General features: G+C 43.4%; 19 protein-coding genes and 1 pseudogene. 14 read left to right on the forward strand and 6 right to left on the reverse strand.

The features are described 5' to 3' along the window. The first annotated feature begins 4 nt into the window (after positions 1-4). The 6 genes from gatA to ACTWPX_RS07985 all read left to right on the forward strand — a co-directional run bounded on the left by gatA (position 5) and on the right by ACTWPX_RS07985 (position 6,879). On the forward strand, positions 5-1,474 hold the full coding sequence (gene gatA / locus ACTWPX_RS07960) for an Asp-tRNA(Asn)/Glu-tRNA(Gln) amidotransferase subunit GatA (RefSeq protein WP_443119261.1): 1,470 nt from the start codon (positions 5-7) through the stop codon (positions 1,472-1,474). Next, positions 1,474-2,904 carry an Asp-tRNA(Asn)/Glu-tRNA(Gln) amidotransferase subunit GatB gene (gene gatB, locus ACTWPX_RS07965; protein WP_443119262.1) on the forward strand — a complete coding sequence of 477 codons (1,431 nt, stop codon included), beginning with the start codon at positions 1,474-1,476 and terminating at the stop codon, positions 2,902-2,904. The genes gatA and gatB overlap by 1 nt, the downstream gene beginning before the upstream one ends. Positions 2,905-3,056: 152 nt before the next feature. Next, positions 3,057-3,968, forward strand: coding sequence for a diacylglycerol kinase (locus ACTWPX_RS07970; protein WP_443119263.1), 912 nt, complete (start codon positions 3,057-3,059; stop codon positions 3,966-3,968). Between the two features lie 485 nt (positions 3,969-4,453). After that, on the forward strand, positions 4,454-5,830 hold the full coding sequence (gene rlmD, locus ACTWPX_RS07975; protein ID WP_443119264.1) for a 23S rRNA (uracil(1939)-C(5))-methyltransferase RlmD: 1,377 nt from the start codon (positions 4,454-4,456) through the stop codon (positions 5,828-5,830). Between the two features lie 82 nt (positions 5,831-5,912). Then, positions 5,913-6,539 carry an RQC-minor-1 family DNA-binding protein gene (locus ACTWPX_RS07980; RefSeq protein WP_443119265.1) on the forward strand — a complete coding sequence of 209 codons (627 nt, stop codon included), beginning with the start codon at positions 5,913-5,915 and terminating at the stop codon, positions 6,537-6,539. Between the two features lie 139 nt (positions 6,540-6,678). Continuing rightward, entirely contained in the window at positions 6,679-6,879 is a 201-nt protein-coding gene (locus ACTWPX_RS07985; RefSeq protein WP_128524406.1) for a hypothetical protein, read from the forward strand. 42 nt (positions 6,880-6,921) lie between these two features. On the opposite strand, the gene katG is transcribed toward ACTWPX_RS07985, so the two are convergent. After that, entirely contained in the window at positions 6,922-9,156 is a 2,235-nt protein-coding gene (gene katG / locus ACTWPX_RS07990; RefSeq protein ID WP_443119266.1) for a catalase/peroxidase HPI, read from the reverse strand. A 305-nt stretch (positions 9,157-9,461) separates the two neighbouring features. Between katG and ACTWPX_RS07995 the strand changes: the two are divergent. After that, a pseudogene (locus ACTWPX_RS07995) lies at positions 9,462-9,926 on the forward strand (SRPBCC family protein). A 154-nt stretch (positions 9,927-10,080) separates the two neighbouring features. Then, positions 10,081-10,734 carry an HAD hydrolase-like protein gene (locus tag ACTWPX_RS08000; protein WP_443119267.1) on the forward strand — a complete coding sequence of 218 codons (654 nt, stop codon included), beginning with the start codon at positions 10,081-10,083 and terminating at the stop codon, positions 10,732-10,734. A gap of 142 nt (positions 10,735-10,876) precedes the next feature. Here the strand turns inward: ACTWPX_RS08000 and ACTWPX_RS08005 are convergent, their stop codons facing one another. Together ACTWPX_RS08005 and ACTWPX_RS08010 are read right to left on the reverse strand one after the other, a co-directional pair. Continuing rightward, positions 10,877-12,043 (reverse strand): DUF4317 domain-containing protein, encoded by a 1,167-nt coding sequence (locus ACTWPX_RS08005; protein WP_128524401.1) that lies wholly within the window; start codon positions 12,041-12,043, stop codon positions 10,877-10,879. Positions 12,044-12,490: 447 nt separating this feature from the next. Next, the gene (locus ACTWPX_RS08010; protein WP_164908510.1) at positions 12,491-12,664 is read right to left on the reverse strand and encodes a hypothetical protein; all 174 of its coding nucleotides are present in this window, start codon (positions 12,662-12,664) and stop codon (positions 12,491-12,493) included. A gap of 271 nt (positions 12,665-12,935) precedes the next feature. Between ACTWPX_RS08010 and ACTWPX_RS08015 the strand changes: the two genes are divergently transcribed. The 3 genes from ACTWPX_RS08015 to mmuM all read left to right on the forward strand — a co-directional run bounded on the left by ACTWPX_RS08015 (position 12,936) and on the right by mmuM (position 16,673). Then, positions 12,936-13,097, forward strand: a complete 162-nt coding sequence (locus tag ACTWPX_RS08015) for a hypothetical protein (protein WP_443119268.1) — start codon at positions 12,936-12,938, stop codon at positions 13,095-13,097. A 215-nt stretch (positions 13,098-13,312) separates the two neighbouring features. After that, positions 13,313-15,514, forward strand: a complete 2,202-nt coding sequence (locus ACTWPX_RS08020) for an ATP-dependent helicase (RefSeq protein ID WP_443119269.1) — start codon at positions 13,313-13,315, stop codon at positions 15,512-15,514. Positions 15,515-15,725: 211 nt separating this feature from the next. Next, positions 15,726-16,673: a homocysteine S-methyltransferase gene (gene mmuM, locus ACTWPX_RS08025; RefSeq protein ID WP_443119270.1), complete on the forward strand. Its 948-nt coding sequence runs from the start codon at positions 15,726-15,728 to the stop codon at positions 16,671-16,673. Positions 16,674-16,742: 69 nt separating this feature from the next. Here mmuM and ACTWPX_RS08030 read toward each other — a convergent pair whose 3' ends face one another. Both ACTWPX_RS08030 and ACTWPX_RS08035 read right to left on the reverse strand, forming a co-directional pair. Further along, positions 16,743-18,527, reverse strand: a complete 1,785-nt coding sequence (locus ACTWPX_RS08030; RefSeq protein WP_443119271.1) for a S9 family peptidase — start codon at positions 18,525-18,527, stop codon at positions 16,743-16,745. A 29-nt stretch (positions 18,528-18,556) separates the two neighbouring features. Next, entirely contained in the window at positions 18,557-19,333 is a 777-nt protein-coding gene (locus ACTWPX_RS08035) for a poly-gamma-glutamate hydrolase family protein (protein WP_443119272.1), read from the reverse strand. A gap of 409 nt (positions 19,334-19,742) precedes the next feature. Here ACTWPX_RS08035 and ACTWPX_RS08040 point away from each other — a divergent pair, with 409 nt between their 5' ends. After that, positions 19,743-20,171: a cell wall hydrolase gene (locus ACTWPX_RS08040; RefSeq protein WP_128524380.1), complete on the forward strand. Its 429-nt coding sequence runs from the start codon at positions 19,743-19,745 to the stop codon at positions 20,169-20,171. Between the two features lie 54 nt (positions 20,172-20,225). Here ACTWPX_RS08040 and ACTWPX_RS08045 read toward each other — a convergent pair whose 3' ends face one another. After that, a complete protein-coding gene (locus ACTWPX_RS08045) occupies positions 20,226-21,320 on the reverse strand; it encodes a hypothetical protein (protein WP_443119273.1) in 1,095 nt (364 codons plus the stop codon). Between the two features lie 264 nt (positions 21,321-21,584). Between ACTWPX_RS08045 and ACTWPX_RS08050 the strand changes: the two genes are divergently transcribed. Together ACTWPX_RS08050 and ACTWPX_RS08055 are read left to right on the forward strand one after the other, a co-directional pair. Continuing rightward, a complete protein-coding gene (locus ACTWPX_RS08050) occupies positions 21,585-21,998 on the forward strand; it encodes a VOC family protein (RefSeq protein WP_443119274.1) in 414 nt (137 codons plus the stop codon). Then, positions 21,962-22,303, forward strand: a complete 342-nt coding sequence (locus ACTWPX_RS08055; RefSeq protein WP_443119275.1) for a hypothetical protein — start codon at positions 21,962-21,964, stop codon at positions 22,301-22,303. The genes ACTWPX_RS08050 and ACTWPX_RS08055 overlap by 37 nt, the downstream gene beginning before the upstream one ends. Positions 22,304-22,359: the final 56 nt, after the last annotated feature.

Raw genomic sequence — 22,359 nt, forward strand, 5'->3', positions numbered from 1 at the left:
GACGATGTCTCTATTTGACTATACATTACGTGAGCTTCAAGAGAAGCTACATAACAAAGAAATCACCGTTACCGAGTTAGTAGAAGAGTCTTACAAGCGAATCGATGATGTGGACGACCAGGTTCAAGCGTTTCTTACATTAAATAAAGAAGCAGCTATAGCAAAAGCGGCTGAACTTGATAACGTGCGCGGCAGTGATGATTCAAAATTGTTTGGTCTGCCGATTGGTGTGAAGGACAATATCGTAACAAAAGGCCTGCGCACAACAGCAGGAAGCCAGATCCTTTCAAACTTCGAGGATCCACTTTACGATGCAACCGTCGTCAACAAACTGAATGACGCGAAGTCTGTCACAATCGGTAAATTGAATATGGATGAGTTCGCAATGGGTTCTTCCAATGAAAACTCCAGCTATACAGCAGCCCGTAACCCTTGGAACACTGATTATGTCCCTGGTGGCTCCAGTGGTGGGTCCGCAGCAGCTGTAGCGGCAGGAGAAGTCCCTTACTCTCTTGGTTCCGATACAGGTGGTTCCATCCGACAGCCAGCCGCTTACTGTGGTGTTGTCGGGCTGAAGCCGACATACGGTCGCGTATCACGTTTTGGTCTGATCGCCTTTGCATCTTCTTTAGACCAAATCGGTCCAGTTACTCGAAACGTAGAAGACAACGCGTTTCTACTTGAAACGATTGCTGGTCATGACAAGATGGACTCTACATCAGCGAACGTCGAAGTGCCGAAATACACGGAAGCTCTTACAGGTGACGTGAAAGGCATGAAAATCGCTGTACCAAAAGAATACCTTGCTGAAGGTGTTGCGGCAGAAGTGAAAGAAGCGGTACAATCCGCTCTTAAAGAATATGAAAAATTAGGCGCGACATGGGAAGAAGTATCTCTTCCACATTCGAAATACGCGCTATCGACGTATTACCTGCTTTCATCTTCAGAAGCATCTGCCAACTTGGCCCGTTTTGACGGCGTCCGTTACGGCAAGCGTGCAGAAGATGCAGAAACGATGCTCGATATGTTCATGCGTTCCCGTGCAGAAGGCTTCGGCGATGAAGTGAAGCGCCGGATCATGCTTGGAACGTTTGCATTGAGCTCAGGTTATTATGAAGCGTATTATAAGAAAGCTCAGCAAGTACGTACTTTAATCAAAAACGATTTTGAAAAAGTGTTCCAGGACTATGATGTCATCATCGGGCCGACGACACCGACACCTGCCTTCAAAGTCGGAGACAAAGTCGACGATCCAATGACAATGTATGCAAACGATATTTTGACGATCCCAGTCAACCTTGCCGGTGTACCGGGTATCTCTATCCCATGCGGGTTCTCCAGCGCTGGCCTGCCTATCGGTTTGCAAATCATCGGAAATCACTTCGAGGAAGGTACGGTTTACCGTGCAGCCCATGCCTTCGAACAAGCGACAGAATTCCATAAACAACGCCCGTCCCTTGGAGGTGCGCGCTAATGAACTTTGAAACGATCATCGGACTTGAAGTCCACGTAGAACTGAAAACAGACTCGAAAATATTCAGCCCGTCTCCGAATATGTTCGGGGACGCCCCGAATACGAACGTTAATCCGATCGACCTCGGTTATCCGGGCGTGCTGCCGGTCTTGAACGAAGAAGCTGTTAACTTCGCAATGAAAGCAGCAATGGCTCTGAACTGTGAGATCGCCACAGATACCAAGTTCGACCGTAAGAACTATTTTTATCCAGACAATCCGAAAGCTTACCAGATTTCACAATTTGATAAGCCGATCGGCGAAAATGGTTACATTGATATCGAAGTCGATGGTAAGAAAAAACGCATCGGCATCACCCGTCTTCATATGGAAGAAGATGCGGGTAAACTGACACACAGCGACGACGGCTATTCTCTTGTCGACTACAACCGTCAAGGTACACCGCTTGTCGAAATCGTGTCTGAACCTGACATTCGGACACCGAAAGAAGCGTACGCATATTTGGAAGCATTGAAAAATATCATCCAGTACACTGGCGTTTCCGATTGTAAAATGGAAGAAGGCTCATTAAGATGTGACGCCAACCTTTCCATTCGCCCGATCGGACAGGAAGAGTTCGGTACAAAAACAGAATTGAAGAACTTGAACTCCTTCTCCTTCGTACAAAAAGGACTTGAGTTTGAAGAAGTTCGTCAAGAAAGAGAGCTGCTGGCAGGCGGGGAAATCCTTCAGGAAACACGTCGTTACGATGAGCAGACGAAAGAAACCATCCTCATGCGTGTCAAAGAAGGATCAGACGATTATCGTTACTTCCCAGAGCCGGACCTTGTGCCCTTACACATCGATGAAGCCTGGAAAGAGCGGATTTTCGCACAAATTCCTGAACTTCCTGACGCTCGTAAGAAACGCTATATCGAGGAACTTGAACTTCCGGAATACGATGCGATGGTACTTACCAACAACAAAGAACTTTCTGATTTCTTCGAAGAAACGATTGCAGCCGGCGGGGATATTAAACAGACGTCCAACTGGTTGATGGGAGAAGTCTCCGCGTACATGAATAAGCAATACAAAGAACTTCATGAACTGGAAATAACACCAGAATCTCTGGCGAAGATGATCAAGCTGATCGAAGATGGCACCATCTCATCCAAGATTGCGAAAAAAGTCTTCACAGAGCTCGTGGAAAACGGTGGTGATCCTGAAAAGATCGTTAAAGATAAAGGATTGGTTCAAATCTCTGATGAAGGTCAACTGACTGAAATCATCGTCAAAATCATGGACAACAATCCACAATCGATCGAGGATTACAAAAACGGGAAAGATAAAGCGCTCGGATTCCTTGTCGGTCAAGTGATGAAAGAAACGAAAGGGCAAGCGAACCCACCGATGGTCAATAAAATCATTTTAGCTGAAATGGAGAAACACTGAGCCCTATAAACTTTTCGAAAGCACGCACCAAGACCAGTGCGTGCTTTCGTATGGATTGATCTTTCGGGTCATATACTATAAAAATGGTTTGCAATTACAGAAAAAAGAGCTATGATGTTACTTGGAGCATGCCTGGATAAGGGGGTCATACGATGAAACGTGCCCGAATTATATACAACCCGACCTCTGGAAGAGAAGTCATACGCAAGGTTCTCCCGGACGTTCTACAACGTTTTGAACAGTCCGGTTACGAAACCTCTGCACACGCCACAACATGTGCTGGAGATGCTGTCAAAGCCGCCCAGTACGCTGTCGATCACAAGTTCGACGTTGTTGTCGCAGCTGGAGGAGACGGAACCATTAATGAAGTGATCAATGGACTTGCCGAACAACCGCACAAACCGAAACTCGGCGTTATTCCAGTCGGGACAACCAACGATTTTGCCCGTGCACTGCACATACCTAGAAACGTCCATAAAGCCGTCGATATCATCTTGAAAGATTATACCCATCCATTAGATATCGGACGCGTCAACGACCAATACTTCATGAACATCGCCGGTGGAGGGAAAATCACCGAAGTGTCCTACGAAGTCCCAAGCAAGTTGAAAACGATGATCGGTCAGCTCGCTTACTATTTGAAAGGCATCGAAATGCTGCCATCCATCCGTCCGACCTATGTCGAGATGGAGTATGACGGCAAATGGTTTGAAGGCGAGATCATGTTATTCCTTGTCAGCAACACCAATTCCGTCGGCGGTCTAGAAAAATTAGCTCCGTCCGCCCGCATGGACGATGGCCTATTCGATTTGATGATTATAGAAAAAATGAACATCGCCGAATTCGTACGAATTGCTACACTTGCGATTCAAGGCACCCATCTCAACCATCCGAAATTCATTCATACCACAGCAAGTCGTGTGAAAGTGAAGACAGATGAGAAGATGCAGCTGAATATCGACGGGGAATTTGGTGGATTATTGCCCGGGGAATTTGTCAATTTATACAGACACCTGGATTTTTTCGTTCCAGAAGAAAAGTTCAAGGTGAAAGAAGAGGAATAATGGGGAGCGCTACTGCTGAATGAAGCGGTGGCGTTCTTTTACTTTTTTAAAAATGGTAGTTATCTGGAAATTCGATTCTGGAATATTTGCTGGGTTAAGGGGCTCCGGGAAACGAATCGCTTTCCGCGGGAGCGCAGTGAGCTTCCTCAGGCTTTCGCCTTCCGGGATCTCACCAAGCACTCTTTTCCCGCAGGAGTCTCATCGTTTCCCTCCGCTCCTTCGCCATATGTAACTCCAGAATCGATTAACATGATTTCCATTACAGAGAAGAGAGAGATCCCCGAACGCTCCCTTCGCTCCTCAGAATCATTGTTATGGTCTTTCTCATAATGATAATAGATCAAGGTCATAAGTCCACCGGTTCTGAAAGGGAAGAGCACTTTTCAGTCCCGTTGTTCTTATGCTTGTCGCAGCTCCCAAGGCGACTCCACACTTAATGATATGATAAACTGTTATAGAGTATATAGAAAAAGGACGGATGATGAATGGCGAAACCAAAACCGCCGGTACAGAAAAACGAAACGATCGAACTCAGTTTCGAAGATTTGACGCACGAAGGCAATGGGGTGGGGAAAGTCGATGGCTATCCACTTTTCGTACCAAATGGCCTTCCTGGTGAAAAGGCAGAAGTCAAAGTGGTGAAAGTAAAGAAGAACTTCGGCTTCGGCAAACTAATGGATATTAAAGAATCGAGTGAAGACCGGGTCGAACCACCTTGCGACGTGTTTTATCAGTGTGGAGGATGTCAGCTTCAGCATATGAGCTACCAAATGCAGCTCGATATGAAGCAGAAGCAAGTAAAAGATAACATGAAGAAAATCGGTCACCTTGAACATGTCCCTGTCCACCCGACCATCGGTATGGATGATCCGTGGCGCTACCGTAATAAAGTGCAAATCCCTGTTGGACAAAAAGAAAATGGAGAACTGATGACAGGATTTTACCAGAAACGAAGCCACAACATCATTGATATGGACACTTGTCTGATTCAAGATGAAATGAATGATCGCATGGTGGAAACTGTCCGCCGCATTGCCTCCAAACACGGAGTCGATGCGTACGATGAACAAACCCACCGCGGTGTACTCAGGCATATTATGGTTCGAACCGGCCAGACGACGAAAGACATCATGATCGTTCTTGTTACGAAAACCAAAAAACTACCGTACAAAGATAAGATGATCGACGAAATCCGTGATGCTTATCCAAACGTGAAGTCAATTGTTCATAACGTGAACAGCGCAAAAACAAATGTCATCCTCGGGAAAGAAACCAAAGTGATTTGGGGAGCCGAATACATTTATGACATGATCGGCGATATCAAATTCATGATTTCACCAAAATCGTTTTACCAGGTTAACCCGACACAGACGAAAAAGCTTTATGATCAAGCGCTTGAATACGCTGACTTAAGAAGCGGTGAAACAGTCATTGATGCTTACTGTGGCATCGGTACCATCTCGTTGTTTCTCGCACAGAAGGCTAAAAAAGTGTTAGGTGTTGAAATCGTTCCGGAAGCTGTAACGGACGCGAAGAAAAACGCCCGTCTGAACAAACTGGAAAATGCTGAGTTCTACGTCGGACAAGCAGAGGAGCTCATGCCATGGTGGCGCAACCAGGGACTGAGACCTGATGTCATTGTTGTCGATCCACCTCGAAAAGGCTGTGATGAAGAGCTGCTGAAAGCGATGCTTGATATGGAACCAGAGCGAATCGTTTACGTATCCTGTAACCCTTCCACGCTTGCTCGTGATTTGCGTATTTTGGAAGACGGTGGATATGAAACGAAAGAAGTTCAGCCTGTCGATATGTTCCCGCAGACGAGCCATGTTGAGTGTGTAACGTGGTTAGAGAAAAAGTAATATGAACCTGCAAAAAGCATTAGCGTTTGTACGAAAAAGTATGTAAAGTCCTTTAGCAAAACTGTGAGGAGGTGGATGTTCAATGGCACAAAATCCATTATCCCAAAAAGAAATCAGAACCATCTTGGAGACGGCAGACTGGATCATTGCCCGGGGAGGCAGGACACAGCTTGCCAAGATTTTGAAAGAATCGAAGGAGAAGAAATTATTGGAGCTAGGTTTGGACAAAAACCCTGGCTTCGGATTTTATAAATATGAGAAAATCGATGATATTACCAAGAAAATTAATTGGATGATTGCTCATGATTTCTTGGACTTGAAAAAGGACTGGAAGCTGCTTTTGATTGTTTTCACAGATAAAGGATGGCTGGTTCAATCCGATCAATATGCAGATATGCTTATTCATGAATGGAATGAGTGGATCAAACAAGGCAAAAAGAATCCGGATATGAGCTATCTGAAGGATCGGAACAGAGAGATGATCCTCTTAATGCTTGAGAAAATTAAAGCATCAGGCAACAAGAACTTTATTCCATACTTGCAATTATGGAAGGGAATAGATTATAAAAAAGTTCGTGCAGCCATACTGGAAACGATAAGGGTAATAGAAGGAAAAGAACCTTTTGATGAATCACCGTTAAAGAAAAGAGAAGAAAAGATTAAGAAAGCCTTAGAAGGTTATTCATGGTACGATATCATTATTATGTAGGTTTATAAACGAATGCAACTTAGTCTCTATAGAGATAGGGAATTCCTGCAAAGGTATAGCATGAGCCTGAAGCCTTTATGCTTTTATTAGAGAGACAAAGCATGGCTATAACAGTAGTTCATTTAAAGGAGAGTCACAAATGGAAGCAAACAAAAAATGGTTATCGATTCCTGAAGACTTCAGAAAGAAACTTAAAGCAAATGTCCGTTGTACCGGTTGTAATGATACAGTCACCATCACAGACTTCATCATTGTCGATCATTCTGTGGGTGTGATGTTGGATGGTAAATGCAAAAACTGTGGCCATAAAGTAGTTAGAGTAGTGGAGATGGAGGAATAAAGAAAAGCAGGAGGCTGGTTCATTCAGCCTCCTGCTTTTTAGTTATGCATTGTGATACATCAAATCTTTCTTCGTCTTCAAATCGAAACGGTCGGCGTTCATGACTTTTACCCAAGCAGCTGCGAAGGCAAGTACAAATTTCTCTTTGTTGTCGTCTTGTGCATAAACCTCTGCAAGTGAACGCAGAACGGAATTAGAACCGAAGACAAGGTCAACACGGGTGGCTGTTCGAACGAGTTCGCCTGTTTGACGGTCGCGACCTTCGTATTCGTTGTAGTCGGACGGCTTCCACTCAATGTTCATATCAAGAAGATTGACGAAAAAGTCGTTGGTCAGTGTGCCGACTCGATCTGTGAATACACCGTGCTCTTTGCCATCATGGTTTGTACCAAGCACGCGCATCCCACCGATGAGGGCGGTCATTTCCGGTGCGGAGAGTCCCAGAAGTTGTGCTTTATCTACGAGAAGTTCCTCTGGACTTAATGTGTATTTCTTCTTCTCATAGTTGCGGAATCCATCTGCCATCGGCTCTAGTACTTCAAAGCTTTCCACATCTGTTTGCTCTTGTGTAGCGTCCCCGCGTCCAGGTGCAAATGGAACAGTGATAGCGACTCCGGCATCTTTGGCGGCTTTTTCTACAGCTGCACTACCACCGAGGACGATCAAATCAGCTAGGGATATTTTTTTATCTAGGTCATTTTGGATGTCTTCATAGACAGACAGCACTCTTGAAAGCTGTTCCGGCTCGTTGACTTCCCAATTCTTCTGAGGCTCGAGACGGATACGGCCGCCATTGGCACCACCGCGATTATCAGAGCCGCGGAATGTGCTGGCAGAAGCCCATGCGGTTGTCACAAGCTCACCAACAGTTAATCCTGAGTTGAGGATTTTTTCTTTCAAGTTTGCGATCTCTGAATCTGTCAATTCATAATTAACAGATGGAACAGGATCCTGCCAAATCAGATCTTCTTTAGGAACTTCAGGTCCGAGGTATCTGTCTTTAGGTCCCATGTCACGGTGAAGCAATTTGAACCACGCGCGTGCAAAAGCGTCTGCGAATTCATCCGGATTCTTATGGTAATGGCGTGATATCTTTTCGTAGTCAGGGTCCATACGTAATGCCATATCTGCTGTTGTCATGAACGTAAGAACTTTAACAGATGGATCTTCGGCATCTGGTGCGAGATCCTCATCTTTAGGGTTTACCGGAGCCCATTGATTGGCACCTGCAGCACTTTTCGTAAGCTCCCACTCATAGCCGAATAAAAGATCATAGTATCCATTATCCCAAACCGTCGGGTTAGCTGTCCATGCGCCATCGACGCCACTTGTAATCGTGTCACGGCCTTTTCCGCTTCCGTGTGAGCTCTGCCAGCCTAAGCCTTGAGATTCAATGGGTGCTGCTTCTGGTGATGGCCCTACTTTTTCAGGATCCCCTGCACCGTGGGCTTTACCGAATGTGTGGCCGCCGGCAATAAGAGCGACGGTCTCTTCATCATTCATCCCCATACGGGCAAATGTTTCGCGGATATCGCGGGCACTTGCAAGTGGATCAGGTTCACCGTTCGGTCCTTCAGGGTTCACATAGATCAGACCCATTTGAACGGCTGCAAGCGGGCTTTCCAGCTCTCGGTCCCCGGAGTAACGGTTGTCTTCGAGCCACTCTTTCTCAGTTCCCCAGTAGATGTCTTCTTCAGGGTGATAAATGTCTTCACGTCCACCACCGAAACCGAATGTTTTCAAGCCCATCGACTCAAGTGCGACATTCCCTGTCAGGACAAGTAGGTCGGCCCAAGAAATTTTATTTCCATACTTCTGTTTAATCGGCCATAACAGACGGCGGGCTTTATCAAGGCTTGCGTTATCAGGCCAGCTGTTCAGAGGAGCAAAGCGCTGGTTGCCTGAGCCACCGCCACCGCGTCCGTCCCCTGTACGATAAGTTCCTGCTGCGTGCCAGGACATACGGATGAACAGGGGTCCATAATGTCCATAATCTGCAGGCCACCAGTCTTGGCTGTCTTTCATCAGGTTATGAAGATCTTCTTTCAGTGCGTCATAATCCAGCTGTTGGAACGCTTCTGCGTAATCAAAGTCTTCTCCCATCGGGTTGGTTTTCTTATCATGCTGACGCAGAATGTGCAGGTTTAATTGGTTCGGCCACCAATCTTTATTGGTTGTCCCAACTTTTGTGGTCGTTACAGCACTTTCTTCTTTTGTCTTGTCGTGCGAGACCGGGCATTTACCAGCTTGAGAATCATGCATTTCATTCTTGTCCATGTGTGAATCCCCCTTTATTATTTGTGAAAAAATTATAATCGCTCTTAGATTATAATTATAATAAAAAACGCTATGATTTGAAAGTGAGAAGTACTGATTTACCAAAAAATATTTTGACAAATAATGTTAGAATTAGACAAAGAGTTGAAGTGGTCTCTAGGGAAGAGAAAAATCTATTAACGTAACAGACTAGTTGAAAGAGAATATGAAAATAATCGAGAGTTTTACTTAGCAATGGCTTTTGTGACTTCCTGTTTATATAGGGGATAAGAGTGTGACATGGTTAAATAGAAAGGAGAATGTAAATGCCTGTGATTCACCACGAACAATTTATCCAAGCACCTGTATAGCTATGCTTTGATCTTGCAAGAGATGTAGATGTCCATACAAAGACTACCGGTACAACTAAAGAAAAAGCTGTAGGCGGGGTGACTAACGGGTTATTAGAAGAAGGGGATACAGTAACCTGGGAAGCTACACATTTTGGCATTAGGCAACAACTGACAGCTAAAGTGACATTCATGGAAGAGCCGTCACAATTCATTGATGTTATGGTTAAAGGCGCCTTCAAATCCTTCATCCATACACACCGGTTTGTTGAAAAAGAAAGGGGGACTATGATGATTGACACTTTTGATTATAAGTCTCCTTTAGGGGTGGTCGGTGTTATAGCAGATAAATGGTTTTTAGAGAAATATATGACTGCCTTTATCATTTCGCGAGCTGAAGAATTAAAAAAGGTGGCGGAAAACATTTATCATAACGGCTGATAATTTTGGTGGTGGATTGAATGGAGGGGGTCAAGTGTTAACATATTTTTGGTTCTTTTTATGGATGCTTGTTGGTACGACGCTTTGGGGTGTTTTCTTTGCTTCATCAAGTCGAGCATCCTACATAAAATAAAGTTTAAGGGAGAGAAAAATCATGGCACAATCATTCATTTTCGATATGGATGGAACAATCTTTCAGACAGATACAATTTTGGAACGATCTCTAGAAGACGCCTTTATTCATTTAAGGTCCCTGAAACAATGGGATAGCAGTACACCTATTGATCAATACCGGGAGATTATGGGTGTGCCGTTACCAGAAGTTTGGGAAGCATTACTGCCTCATCATTCAGATGAGATAAGAGAACATATGAATGACTATTTTCTAGAGAGGTTAATAGAAAATATTAAAAGCGGGAAAGGTGCGTTATATTCTAATGTCAAAAAAGTCTTCAGTTATTTGAGAGCGAATGATTGTTCTATTTACATAGCAAGTAATGGTTTAACGGAATACTTAAGTGCTATTGTGAGTCATTATCAATTGGATAATTGGGTAACGGAAACGTTCAGTATAGAACAAATTGACTCATTAAGTAAAACAGATTTAGTTCAGCGGATTATAGAAAAATATGAGATTACTCATGGTGTTGTTGTAGGGGATCGCCTTTCAGATATAAAGGCAGCTAAAGAAAATGGCTTAGTTGCTGTTGGGTGTCGTTTCGACTTTGCCAGAGAAGATGAACTTTCTCAGGCTGATAAGGTAGTCGATGACTTCAGTGAGCTGAAACAGCTTCTGCAGCATATTTAATGGAGAAGACCTGTCCCGTCTTTTGAATGAAAAAAACTGTAAAGCGGTGTCCCGTTGACTTTCAATTTTATGAGGATAATGAAATAGCGCCTGTCCCTCGTTTGGGGGCAGACGCAAATCACCTCAGCAGCTTATAAATCTATCATTCACCAAAAGCTTCCGGCAGCATTTTGAACCCTTCAATTTCTGCATCCTCTTCCACTTCAATCATGATGCAGCGTTTCCCTTTATAGTTGACTTGCCTTACGTACTCCAGGTCTTGGGGACTGATGGATATGTTGGCGATTTTTGTGTTGATTTTGATTGATTTTGATTTGTATTTCGGAACGATGCTGCTCGCTTTAAGCTCATAGCCTTCATCATCCGTGATTTTTTGGAAAGCGCTTTTCACTTTTTCGGAATCGACTTGTTCCCCGCTCTGATTCAACACACGTTCCACGTCTTTATAGTCGAGTTTTGGTGGTGTATCTTCCTCGTTTTCTTCTACAGTACGGTTGATTTCTCCATAGACATTGGCGAGTGTAGAAGGATTGACCTGATCTCCTACAACATCCCTGATGACCTCCTCAAACACCGCTTTGTCTTCTTTCGCTGTCATTATCTCTTCTCCATTCAATACTTCCTCAATAAAGCGGTAGTCAGGCTCGTTGGCTTTGCCTGCCGCATAAAGGACGTGGTTCACATCAGAGGCGCCATCAGTGATGCCGGGGAAAAGAAATCCTGACATCGGGTTTTTGAGATCAATGACTGGATCAACTTCAATTTTGTACTTAAACTCCTTCTCAACGTAGTCGAATTGTATTTCCTTTTTTGGTTCTTCGGTTTTGTTGATGCTGCACAGAATGAATGGGTTGGAGTAAACGGCGTCCCGTCCGCCTTCCTCCGTTTCTTCATTCCGCCTTCTCGTTGGTTTCATGTATTCAGCACGGATGAATGTGATGACGACATCCTTTTCATAAGGATGATCTTTAATGATTTTCTCTGTCATCAACAGCATTTGTTCTTTCCAATCATCTACGTGGCTGCTAAGTAAACCTTTATGTAAAATGAGCTGACTGTGATCTTCCGCTTCACGCACGAATTTCAGTTCAAATAACTTTTCATCGAGCTGGCCTGACAGGGTTTTTTTGAAGTTGTTCATAAAGAGCTCCTGTTGATCTCGATCGAGCATTTCGAACGGCTGGCTCTGGTGGTGGTAAATTTCTGTGCTTTCCTTCATGATATATACGTTAAATATGTTTGAAATCTTGAGCAAATCATTATCCACTTTCAATTGTCTGCGGATACCGGCTATGTCTTTTTTGTCCATCAATCGTCCACTCCTAAGTTCATTCTTCTTTCTATGATTCTTCTATTTTAACATAGGGATGATCGAATCAGGCAGGCGTTAATAGGCAGAGGAAACGAAAGTTTGGCGAGAAGGACACAATTTAGAATTCCTGCTGCTCTTAGCCGCTATTACGTCTGTCAGCATCTATCTCTTTCAAGAATTGGATTATTTAGGCTACATAGCTCTGTTCAGCGGAATCGGTTTCTTGGTTCTTCACTTTATTAGGACATATGAGCAAAAGCGAAATCAGGTGCTGGGACATCCAGACGCCGAATACTATCACTCGATTGACATGGATGGAGATCAATTTCACAGTGGAGAAAGTTTTGGTGATAGCAGTGATGACTAGTTACACCGCTAAATCCATAATCGTGAAGGGAATTCCCTTCACGATAAGGTTTTAAAAAGCTAAAGATGCGCTTACCTTTAGTTATCTTGTTTAGCCGTTTTGGATTTGCGTGCTTTTTTTGCCTCTTCTTTATGAGCCTTATTAGCTGCTGCACTACCGAATTCCTCTGAAAACTCTGTGTCCGCTTTTTTCGGATCGAAACCCTTTTTATTTTTTTGTTCTGCATCGTGTTTCTTAGTTTTCTTCGCCATCAATGACCACCTCCTTACCTTAAGTATGAAGCAACGCAGAAATTCTTATGTATGGGGGGGTACCTTCGAATGTACTGCGAAAAGGGATATTAAAACAGGAGGGAGGATGAAAAAGTCAGGGGTTTTTCACTTCCTCAATGAAGGATTCAATTAAGGTATCTATTGTAATGGATTGAAAATATAGCGAAAAATGTAGCACCAAATGGATAAACAATTCCATGTGTATGCTGAGTTGTTTTCTTGATAAAATGAGTAGGGGTTTGCTTTACGAATGAATCTACAAAAAAGAAAATGGAATGCTATTCAATTCTTAATGAGCAGGATACATAAAGCATTGATCGAGGAGCGGAAACGGAATGAAGTTGTAACGGAAGGTCCTGTAGCTGCCGAAAATCGCTCTACAAGACAATTATATAGAGGCTTTCACTTTTAATAAACGTCATAAAAAAGAGAAGGATTTCTATATATGCGTGACCGAAGAATGGTTGAAGCAGAGTGGGCGGGGGACTTGCAAAGGTTTCGATCGGGTTCATCCTGTTGTTTGTGCTGTTATGGGTGGGTGTTGCTGATTGTCCATGCAGGTCCTTCGTTTTTCTGATCGATGCCATTAATTGAATGGCGATAACATTATTTGGAGGGGGGGCGTATATGTCCACGCGTTTTTTTAATTTGATGGAAGAAAAAACAGGGGTTTGTTTGAATGATGTCCAGAAGCAAGCTGTCCTGCATACGGATGGGCCGTTGCTTTTGCTCGCATCACCTGGCTCTGGTAAAACGACGACCCTGAATATGAAAATCGGCTATCTGTTACTGGAGAAAAAAGTGAAAGCAGACAGAATCATGGCAATCACTTTCAGTAAAGCATCGGCAAATGATATGTCAGAACGGTTCGGTCGTTTCTTTTCCAGCTTAACGGAGGACTATGTTCACTTTTCCACTATCCATAGTTTCGCGTTTAAGGTCGTTCGGGAATCTTTAACGAAAAATGGGCAGCAGTTTCAGCTAATCGAAGGAAACATCAGTGAAGAAGAGTTGAAAAAAGGATGGGACAGCCCCGACATTCCTCTTCATAAAAAGTTCATTTTGAAAAAGATTTATGAGGAAATGAATGGCACACAGATTACTGATGATGAGATGGACGAAATGATGACCTACATCAGTTTTGTGAAGAATCGTATGATCGAGACCGGCGACTTAGGTGATGTCACATCGGACGTATTGAATGCGGCAGCCATCTATCAATCGTATGAGCAGTTTAAGAAAAATCATGATGGGAAGCTGCTTTTGGATTTTGATGATATGCTGACCTATTGTCACCAAATCTTATTGGACGATACCGAGATCTTATCAAAGTATCAACAGCAGTTCGAGTATATTTTGACTGATGAGAGCCAGGACAATTCAATCGTTCAGCATGAGATTGTCGAACTGTTAGCCAAACCACAAAACAATCTATGTGTAGTAGCGGATGATGACCAATCGATTTTCATGTGGAGAGGATCGGATGTCACGAAGCTTCTGCAGTTTGAAAAGACGTATGAGGATGCGACGGTGATGACGATGTCGCAAAACTACCGATCTTCGCAAGAAATCGTTAAAGCGTCTAATCAGTTCATCAAACGGAACAAGAATCGTTATTCGAAAGAAATGTTCACAGAAAACGAGGGGCATAAACAGGTCGAAGTCAAAAACATGAGTAAATACGAGGCACAGTTGAATTATGTCACTGAAGAAATCAAAAAGAGCGGAGGGGCAGAGGAAATCGCTGTCCTTTACCGGAACAACTCTTCAGCGGTCCCGCTTGCCGATAAACTGGACAAAGCCGGAATCGATTTTTATATGAAGGACATTGATGCAAAGTTTTTCAAACACTGGATTGTCGAAGATATGCTGAACTTCATGCGTTTTTCTTACAACGATCGCCGCGTTGATATCTTAGAGAGAATTCATACGAAATTCAATGCCTATATATCAAAGCAGCAGATTTTCTATTTAAAGAAAAAGAAAAACTCCCAAATCTCAGTCTTCGATATTCTGTTGGACAGTACACTGCCTGACTATCAGTACAGGAACATCAAACAGGCGAAGAAGCTTTTCAAGGAACTGAACGTAATGGAGCCTTACAAAGCGATCCGTACCATTCGTGAGAAACTCGGTTATGATCGTGCTATTCAAAAGATGGCTGAGAAATTCGGGTTCAATGTGGAACATCTCATGAGCATTCTTGATACTCTCGAAAAGATTGCAGAAGGACTCGGGTCGCTCAAAGGTTTTGCTGATCGTTTGAAGGAATTAGAGAAATTACTGCAAACATCAAAGTACAACAAAAATAAAAGCGCCCTCACATTGACCACTTTTCACAGTGCCAAAGGGTTGGAGTATGACAAAGTCTATATGATCGATCTCATTAATGGTGTGATCCCATCCAAAGATGATATGGAAACATATCGAAATCAAGATACAGGGCCAATGGAAGAAGCGGTACGCCTTTTCTATGTCGGGATGACGCGGGCAAGAACAAATCTGGAGCTTTTGACTTACAACTATAAAGGAAGCGAACGAGTGACAGAATCGATTTTTGTCATGAATGTGAGAAAAATCATTCAACCGGCTGCTGAAAAATCAAAACGAAGAGGGCATTCTCCTGATCTTTCAGATGAGAACCTCCTGAAACCAGACGACATTGAACTGGGGAGAAAGGTCGTCCATCGAAAATTCGGTCCTGGTATCATCGCAGAGTATAGCGGAGATCAAATAGGTATTCGCTTTGATGAAGTCGGATACAAAGAGCTGCTTTTGGATGTTTGCATTGAAAATGGCTTGCTTCGGAGATCTGAGGAAAAGGTTTAATGTCAGTCTCTCATTGAGACTGAATTTTTCTAGATCCAAAGGATAGGTATGTTACAATATATGGATGGAACACAATGGGAAGTAGAGTTAATCAGGGAAGGTAGGAATATCATTAAGTCCGGAGACAATAGCTTTCCTTACGAGTGGAATCAATTCTATGGGGGTATGAAGAGGTATGCAAGGAAAAGTGATTATTTAGGGAGGCTTTAGAATGAACATACGTAAAAGCAATCCTGTGGAAGAGATATTGAAACAACAATCTGTGTTAATTCTTGATGGGGCCCTGGCTACTGAGCTTGAAACATATGGGTGTGATTTGGACGATCCATTATGGTCAGCGAAAGTTTTGCTGGAACAACCGGAGGTGATCGTCAATGTACATAAAGAATATTTCCAGGCTGGTGCGGATTGTGTCATAACGGCAAGTTACCAGGCTACTGTCGATGGATTTGCTGAAAGAGGTTTGACGGAAGCGCAATCTTTAAAGTTGATCAAGAATACGGTGGAACTTGCTCAACAGGCTAGAGGTGAATATTTGAAAGAAAGAAGTCCTTCACTGAAGAAGTCCAAACCTCTTATTGCCGCATCCGTTGGTCCTTATGGTGCTTATCTTGCTGATGGATCGGAGTATGTGGGACATTATGATGTGACAGATGCACAACTGAGGGATTTTCATCGGCCAAGAATGAAGGCATTGATAGAAGCTGGCGCAGACATTATCGCTTTGGAAACCATTCCGTCGTTCAGGGAAGCTAAAGTTCTCGCTTCGTTGTTGTTGGAGTTTCCAGATGCGTTTGCCTGGTTGTCGTTTACATTGAAAAACGAAAATGAAATCAGTGATGGTACACCACTTCGAGTATGTGGGGGAGAGTTCGACGCTTACGAGCAAGTCGCAGCAATCGGGGTGAACTGTGCTCCTATTGATACTGCCGCTGCTGCTGTTGGGGTGTTAAATAAAAACACGGACAAACCGGTTTTAATTTATCCGAATTCCGGAGAAACCTACAACGCAGGGACAAACACCTGGCATGGGGAAAATCATATAAACGATTTCGATGTGCAATCCGAAAAGTGGAGGAAGCAAGGAGCCTCCATTATCGGCGGGTGTTGCCGGACCACACCTTCCCATATTCGCGCTTTATCCGAAAGGTGGAATTAATTCCAAATGAAAAGTGCCTGGCCCCAACGCTGAAAACCTAGCGACTACGGAGAGCAGGCACTTTTTTAGTTACTGGATATGCTGATCGAAGAACTCCAGCACTTTACGATAGACGAGAATCTCATTCTCTTTTTTCGAGAAGCCGTGACCTTCATCTTCTAAGACGATATACTCCACGTCTCTGCCTTCACCTTTTAAAGCCTCGACGACTTGGTCGGACTCTTTCTTCACTACTCGAGGGTCATTCGCACCCTGGATGACGAGCATTGGTTTCGTCATGAATTCCAAATGGTTGATAGGCGAATCTTGCTCAAGTTTAGCTTTATCCTCGGCAGGGTCTCCGACAAACTGGTCGATGGCTGGTTTCCAGTGTTCTGGGACGGAATCGATGAAACTGAACAGGTTACAAGGACCGAAGATGTCGACGACGGCTTTGAAATATTCGGGGTGGCGGCCATGGAGGAGCAGCGCCATATAGCCACCGTAGCTTCCGCCCATTAATAGAATCTTATCGCGGGTGGCATATCCTTGTTCAATCAACCATTCGAGTCCGGCGATATTATCCAGCCTCGGCGCACCGCCCCAGTCGCGTTCGACCTTCTTCATGAATTCCAATCCATATCCTGTCGAGCCACGGAAGTTCGTAGCAAACAAGCTGTAACCCTGGTGGACGAGGAACAAGAAAAGAGAGCGGAAAGAATCCCTTTCTGCTGCTTGTGGTCCTCCATGGGGCCACAAAATGACGTGGCCATTATCTTTCTCAGGCTTCGGTCGGTACAAAAGCGCTTCAATTGATAAGTCATCAAAAGAGGTGTAGGTCACATATTCAGGGGCAATTAACTCCTCATTTTTCACTCCAGGTACCCCGTAATTCGTCAGAGACTTCCAGACTTGATCATTGAGCTGATATAAGTTGGCGGGGACTGTCGCTGAATCGCCTTGCAGATACAGGTTCCCTGAGTCTGCAAGGATTATCTGATCAATGACGCTGACGGGAGCTTCGAGTTCTTTCAATGATCCATCAGCAATTTTGTAGTTGTATAAATGGTCCGCGACACCTTTTTCACTGACGATGTACAAGGATTTAGTAGATTTGTCGTATTTCATTTTTCCGAACTCCTCTTGGTCGAGTTCGAGGACTTTTTCAAATGAATTCGTATCTAAATCGAACTTGGCCAAATAGGAGAAATCACTTTCATAGTTCGTCAGTAAATAGATTTCATTTTCAGAAACGAATACAGCTTCTGAAACGGTATGTGGAGGCTCCTTTGCAGGTGTCAGTAAAATGTCCTCATCGCCTCTTTTTACATAAGCGAGGCTGTATGTATTCGCAAAAGCTTTCAAGTAAAGGAAACTTTTCTCTTCGGGACTTGTATCTAAAAGGAACGTGGGAGCATCTTCTCCGTGCACGATCACTTCTTCATCTTCTGATGCCAAATCGTAGCAATACCCTTTCATGTACATTTCGTCATCTTTGTTGGAAGTATAGTATAAATGTTGGCCATCTTGAGATAAAAAAGGGAAATCGTGACGTGATCCTTGATTGGCCCTGATCGGTTTGAGTGGTCCCCCTTGAGGAGGGATGGCATAAACCTGCCCATTTTCATCGCCGTCCTCATCCACGACAGCAACAATGAATTTTCCTTTCGGGTCGTAAGCGAGATGCTGACAGCTCTGATTATGAAAGGTGAGTGGATAAGGGAATGTGTTGGGTAAATCCATCGCCCATAAATTGTATTTCCCATTGAAATTAGTACTAAAGACTAATTGGGACTCGTCTGGACTGAGAGCAAACGTTTCAATTCCATAGGTTTGAAAGAACTGTTCGACATCGGGTTGCGGAAAGTTCAACATTATTCTATTCCTCCTGTGTTGATTGATTTTTATGCACCTTTTATACCATTCGATAAATGACTGATTATTCCTTTCTCGTAATCTTTCATTGCTGCTTGGATGGCTTCCACATAAGCTTTGAACTCTTCTGTTTCATTAGAAGAGTCTTTCCTGGATTGGTAGCTGATGTCGCCATCTTTATAAAAGGCTTTTCTTTGTGCTCTTGTAATCTCGATTTGCACACCTTGTCCTGTCTTCGTTTGGTTAACGTAGTTATCGGGGTGATCTCCATCAAGGTTCTCAGGTGCTTCTGCGACGGTGAATCCTTTATTTTCTAAGTGCTGTTTAACGATTTGCTTCAGCTCTTCGTCTAAACCACCGATCATTGTTTTCAGCTTATCTCCGGATGCCCCATGTATCGAAATGTGGAACTTTGCGTCTGCAACCATTTCCAACGCTTGTGGTTCATCGAAACGAGTGGACGTGATATGTAAGTTGCTGAAATTGTTTGAAGTCAACCTTCCTTTAAAGGCATAAAAGGGGTAAGAAGATCCCGCAATCGCCTCCGTAAGGGAAGAGGTTGTTTCTTCTATTCCGCCGCCATGAATGGCACTCACGAGCCAGCGCTCATCACCTGACCTGCTTTTCACAATTTCATAATCCTCACCTTCCTCATATTCGCCAGCAAGCTCATCATATGAGCAAAAACGGTCCGACGAGCAGTCATCTTCACTCCGGCCAGTTTTTTTCTCAATCCTCTCATTTTGGAACCATAATATCGCAACGACTGAGAGGATAATCGCAGCCGTTGTCAGCATAATTCTCATGTTAATTCCAACACCTCTTTCTTCTAAAAGTAACGTATCAATAATATCTCCAGATGGGTACCTTTCTGCTTGATTTTCTCAAATATCCTCCCTTGTATAAAATTTCGAAATGTTTGGCGAGTGGATCGGATCGGCGCATTGATACTTCCGTGTTTTGAAAATAGCCTTGTTAACAAAAAAGTAACTAATCAAAAAGGTAGTTTTGAGCACTTCACCCAAAATTCTAGAACCTGAATATTCCATGAAACTGCCATATGGTTAAATGATGCACTTGTTAAAATTCGGTAACAACATTTAACATAACTTAATAGTAAATACATGAATAATACATCCAATTACACTATTCTCATCGTTCCATATATTCTGCATATACATAAGGGAATAAGGCAAGAAAAAAGGGGGCATTGGTTTGGCTGTTATCAAAGCTCCGAGCAAGCATATCGACATGTTAGCGAGGCTTCTCCGGGCAGAAGCGGTCGGGGAAGGGAAACAAGGAATGCTGCATGTCGGTTCAGTAACGGTGAACCGGGCAAGAGTGGATTGTTCTGATTTTGAAGGCTTACGTACTCTGCCACAGGTGATCAACCAACCGAAAGCATTTGAGGCACTTCAACATGGGATGTATTATCAAAGAGCGAGAGAAAGTGAAAAGCGGTTGGCACGAAGATCAGTCAAGGGGGAACGGAGCTGGCCTGCTGTTTACAGTTTGTGGTACTTCAAGCCAGGGGGCGATTGTCCGCCGACATGGTATGACCAAAGCCTTGTCGGACGTTATAAGTCCCATTGTTTTTATGAACCGATCCAAGGAGAATGTGAAGATATTTACAACACGTTTTAAATATCTGAAAAAAAGGCTGTGACCACCTTTTATAGGAAGATCACAGCCTTTTTATTATTGATAGTTAATGATCGCAGGGGCTGGATCAAGTTTAAGCACTTCTTCCGGGCTCATGACAGGTTCATCTTTATTGTAGAAGATTTTAAAGCCTCCGTACTGGCTGGCTTCGTTACGCACGAACTTTCGGTAAAGGGACATTTTAGTCGCAGAAGGTCCCCAGCCATCGTAATTGAGGGCGACCTCAATATTTCCAGTCGATTGTATGGCTTGTTTATTTGTGACAGCCTCATCCATGAATTGGTGGACAAGGACTATTTTATCTGGAAGGTTATGTTTTTCGACAAGCTTTGATAAGTATTCCACCGCCTTTTGGACTTCTGCACCATCGACTTGTCCAAGATCGACTCCAGGAGTTTCCCCTTCAGAGACATGAAACTCTGTATCGATGGCGAGGTGGACGTAAGGAAGCTTCAGCCACTTTTCAATCAATTTGACTTGGTTAAGGACAGAGTCGGTACCGAGTTGTACATCCAACATAAGCAGGGCGTTGTTTTCTTTGGCTAGTTTTGCGTACTTGTCGATATCATCTTCAGGTGTCATGTGATAGTATTTTCCTTCTGGTCCAGGGTTCCTTTGGGCGACCGTAGTAATTAATTCGATGGTCGGGATGGCAGGGCGGGATGGATCAGCATTGGAATAAGCTTGGGTCTGCTCTTTTAATTTTTCCATCAAAGCGTCAGGCTTCATTTCCCCGAGGATACCCATATTTTCAGAGTTCGGATGCCCATAGTAGGCTACTAGTCTATGATTCTTCAAAGGGCCATCTGTTTGATCATCGGCTCCTTTTACAAGCGTTTGGCCAGCAGGGACCATCCTCTCCCGGTCCCCGCCATGGGCTTCCGCGGACGGCATGTTCTTCTGTTCTTCTTCAGACAATGTCTCCCTCAATTGTTCAGCATCTTCAGAGGGTTCCAAAGCTTTATAAGGTTGCTCATGTTTTTTTTCGGTGGTCTCTTTATTTTGAGCTGAATCTTCTTCCGTGTTTGTTTTCTCTTCTTTTTCATCTTTGTTTGTTGATGAAGTTTCCGTGCAGCCTCCTAAGAAGAGTGTGATAATCACTAGGAGCAGTAGAAGAAATGATTTTTTCATAGTAGGACACTTCCTTATCGAAATTTTTCTATATGCGTTTTGTCGATTCCCCTTCCCATTATCAGGGAAACAATTTTTGAAAGAAATGGGAAAAATTATCGAATGTAGAAGAAGGTTACTGGTTTTTATCGATGAAGTTACATAAAATGGGTATATATTGAAACGAGGAAAAAACTGGGGCAAAAAAGGAATGACTTATCCATTAGGTTGTATTCCTTTTCATAGCATCACAATGTATCAATGACAAATAAGGAGGAATTGGAAATGGAAAATAAATGGCCGGATAATATGCAAGTGGCCCAGGTGCGAATGGCACGTCCTACTGACCAAATAAAAATAGTGGAGAATTTTTATTGTGAGGGTCTGGGTTTGCAAAAAATCGGTTCTTTTCAGGGACACGCAGGATACGAAGGGTTGATGGTAGGTCTTCCAGATTCGAATTATCATTTAGAATTTACCCAACACGAAGATGGGAGCCCTTGTCCTTCTCCAACAAAGGATAACCTGCTTGTGTTTTATCTCCCTAACCGAAAAAACATCCAGGAAATCACACAAAGATTGAAAGCTATGGGTTATGAAACAGTTCCCCCGGAAAACCCATACTGGGAAAAATCCGGGGTTACAATTGAGGATCCTGACGGTTGGAGAATTGTATTAATGAATACTTCAGGCATCTAGGTAGTGAAAGGTATAGGAAGGAGGATGTCCATCTTCTACATGAAAAAATAGTCAGGGAAATTTCACCTTCTAAGGAACTGATTGAGAAGTATTTTGAACTTGATGACTTTGTCCCACATATGACTTTAGGAAAAACTACATATGGTTTAACAAAACAAGAATTAAATGACATGGCAGGGCAAGCGGAAAAAGAATTAGCCCCTTTCCCGTCTTTTGAGGTTGACTTCATAAGAATTTACCTGGAAGAGAAAACGAATAAATATAGAAGATATTTAGATGTACCCCTGGGCGGAAAAAACAGCTGAAAAGAATATAGTAAACTAAAAAACCAAGCTCAGAGCATCATATCTGAGCTTGGTTT

The organism is Halobacillus sp. H74 (assembly GCF_052246715.1).
Lineage (GTDB): Bacteria > Bacillota > Bacilli > Bacillales > Halobacillaceae > Halobacillus > Halobacillus litoralis_A.

Excerpts from the sequence above, each read along its gene's own strand:
- gatA (WP_443119261.1), top strand. The coding sequence starts at position 5 with ATGTCTCTATTTGACTATACATTACGTGAGCTTCAAGAGAAGCTACAT.
- gatB (WP_443119262.1), top strand. The coding sequence starts at position 1,474 with ATGAACTTTGAAACGATCATCGGACTTGAAGTCCACGTAGAACTGAAA.
- ACTWPX_RS07970 (WP_443119263.1), top strand. The coding sequence starts at position 3,057 with ATGAAACGTGCCCGAATTATATACAACCCGACCTCTGGAAGAGAAGTC.
- rlmD (WP_443119264.1), top strand. The coding sequence starts at position 4,454 with ATGGCGAAACCAAAACCGCCGGTACAGAAAAACGAAACGATCGAACTC.
- ACTWPX_RS07980 (WP_443119265.1), top strand. The coding sequence starts at position 5,913 with ATGGCACAAAATCCATTATCCCAAAAAGAAATCAGAACCATCTTGGAG.
- ACTWPX_RS07985 (WP_128524406.1), top strand. The coding sequence starts at position 6,679 with ATGGAAGCAAACAAAAAATGGTTATCGATTCCTGAAGACTTCAGAAAG.
- katG (WP_443119266.1), bottom strand. The coding sequence starts at position 9,156 with ATGGACAAGAATGAAATGCATGATTCTCAAGCTGGTAAATGCCCGGTC.
- ACTWPX_RS08000 (WP_443119267.1), top strand. The coding sequence starts at position 10,081 with ATGGCACAATCATTCATTTTCGATATGGATGGAACAATCTTTCAGACA.
- ACTWPX_RS08005 (WP_128524401.1), bottom strand. The coding sequence starts at position 12,043 with ATGGACAAAAAAGACATAGCCGGTATCCGCAGACAATTGAAAGTGGAT.
- ACTWPX_RS08010 (WP_164908510.1), bottom strand. The coding sequence starts at position 12,664 with ATGGCGAAGAAAACTAAGAAACACGATGCAGAACAAAAAAATAAAAAG.
- ACTWPX_RS08015 (WP_443119268.1), top strand. The coding sequence starts at position 12,936 with ATGAATCTACAAAAAAGAAAATGGAATGCTATTCAATTCTTAATGAGC.
- ACTWPX_RS08020 (WP_443119269.1), top strand. The coding sequence starts at position 13,313 with ATGTCCACGCGTTTTTTTAATTTGATGGAAGAAAAAACAGGGGTTTGT.
- mmuM (WP_443119270.1), top strand. The coding sequence starts at position 15,726 with ATGAACATACGTAAAAGCAATCCTGTGGAAGAGATATTGAAACAACAA.
- ACTWPX_RS08030 (WP_443119271.1), bottom strand. The coding sequence starts at position 18,527 with ATGTTGAACTTTCCGCAACCCGATGTCGAACAGTTCTTTCAAACCTAT.
- ACTWPX_RS08035 (WP_443119272.1), bottom strand. The coding sequence starts at position 19,333 with ATGAGAATTATGCTGACAACGGCTGCGATTATCCTCTCAGTCGTTGCG.
- ACTWPX_RS08045 (WP_443119273.1), bottom strand. The coding sequence starts at position 21,320 with ATGAAAAAATCATTTCTTCTACTGCTCCTAGTGATTATCACACTCTTC.
- ACTWPX_RS08050 (WP_443119274.1), top strand. The coding sequence starts at position 21,585 with ATGGAAAATAAATGGCCGGATAATATGCAAGTGGCCCAGGTGCGAATG.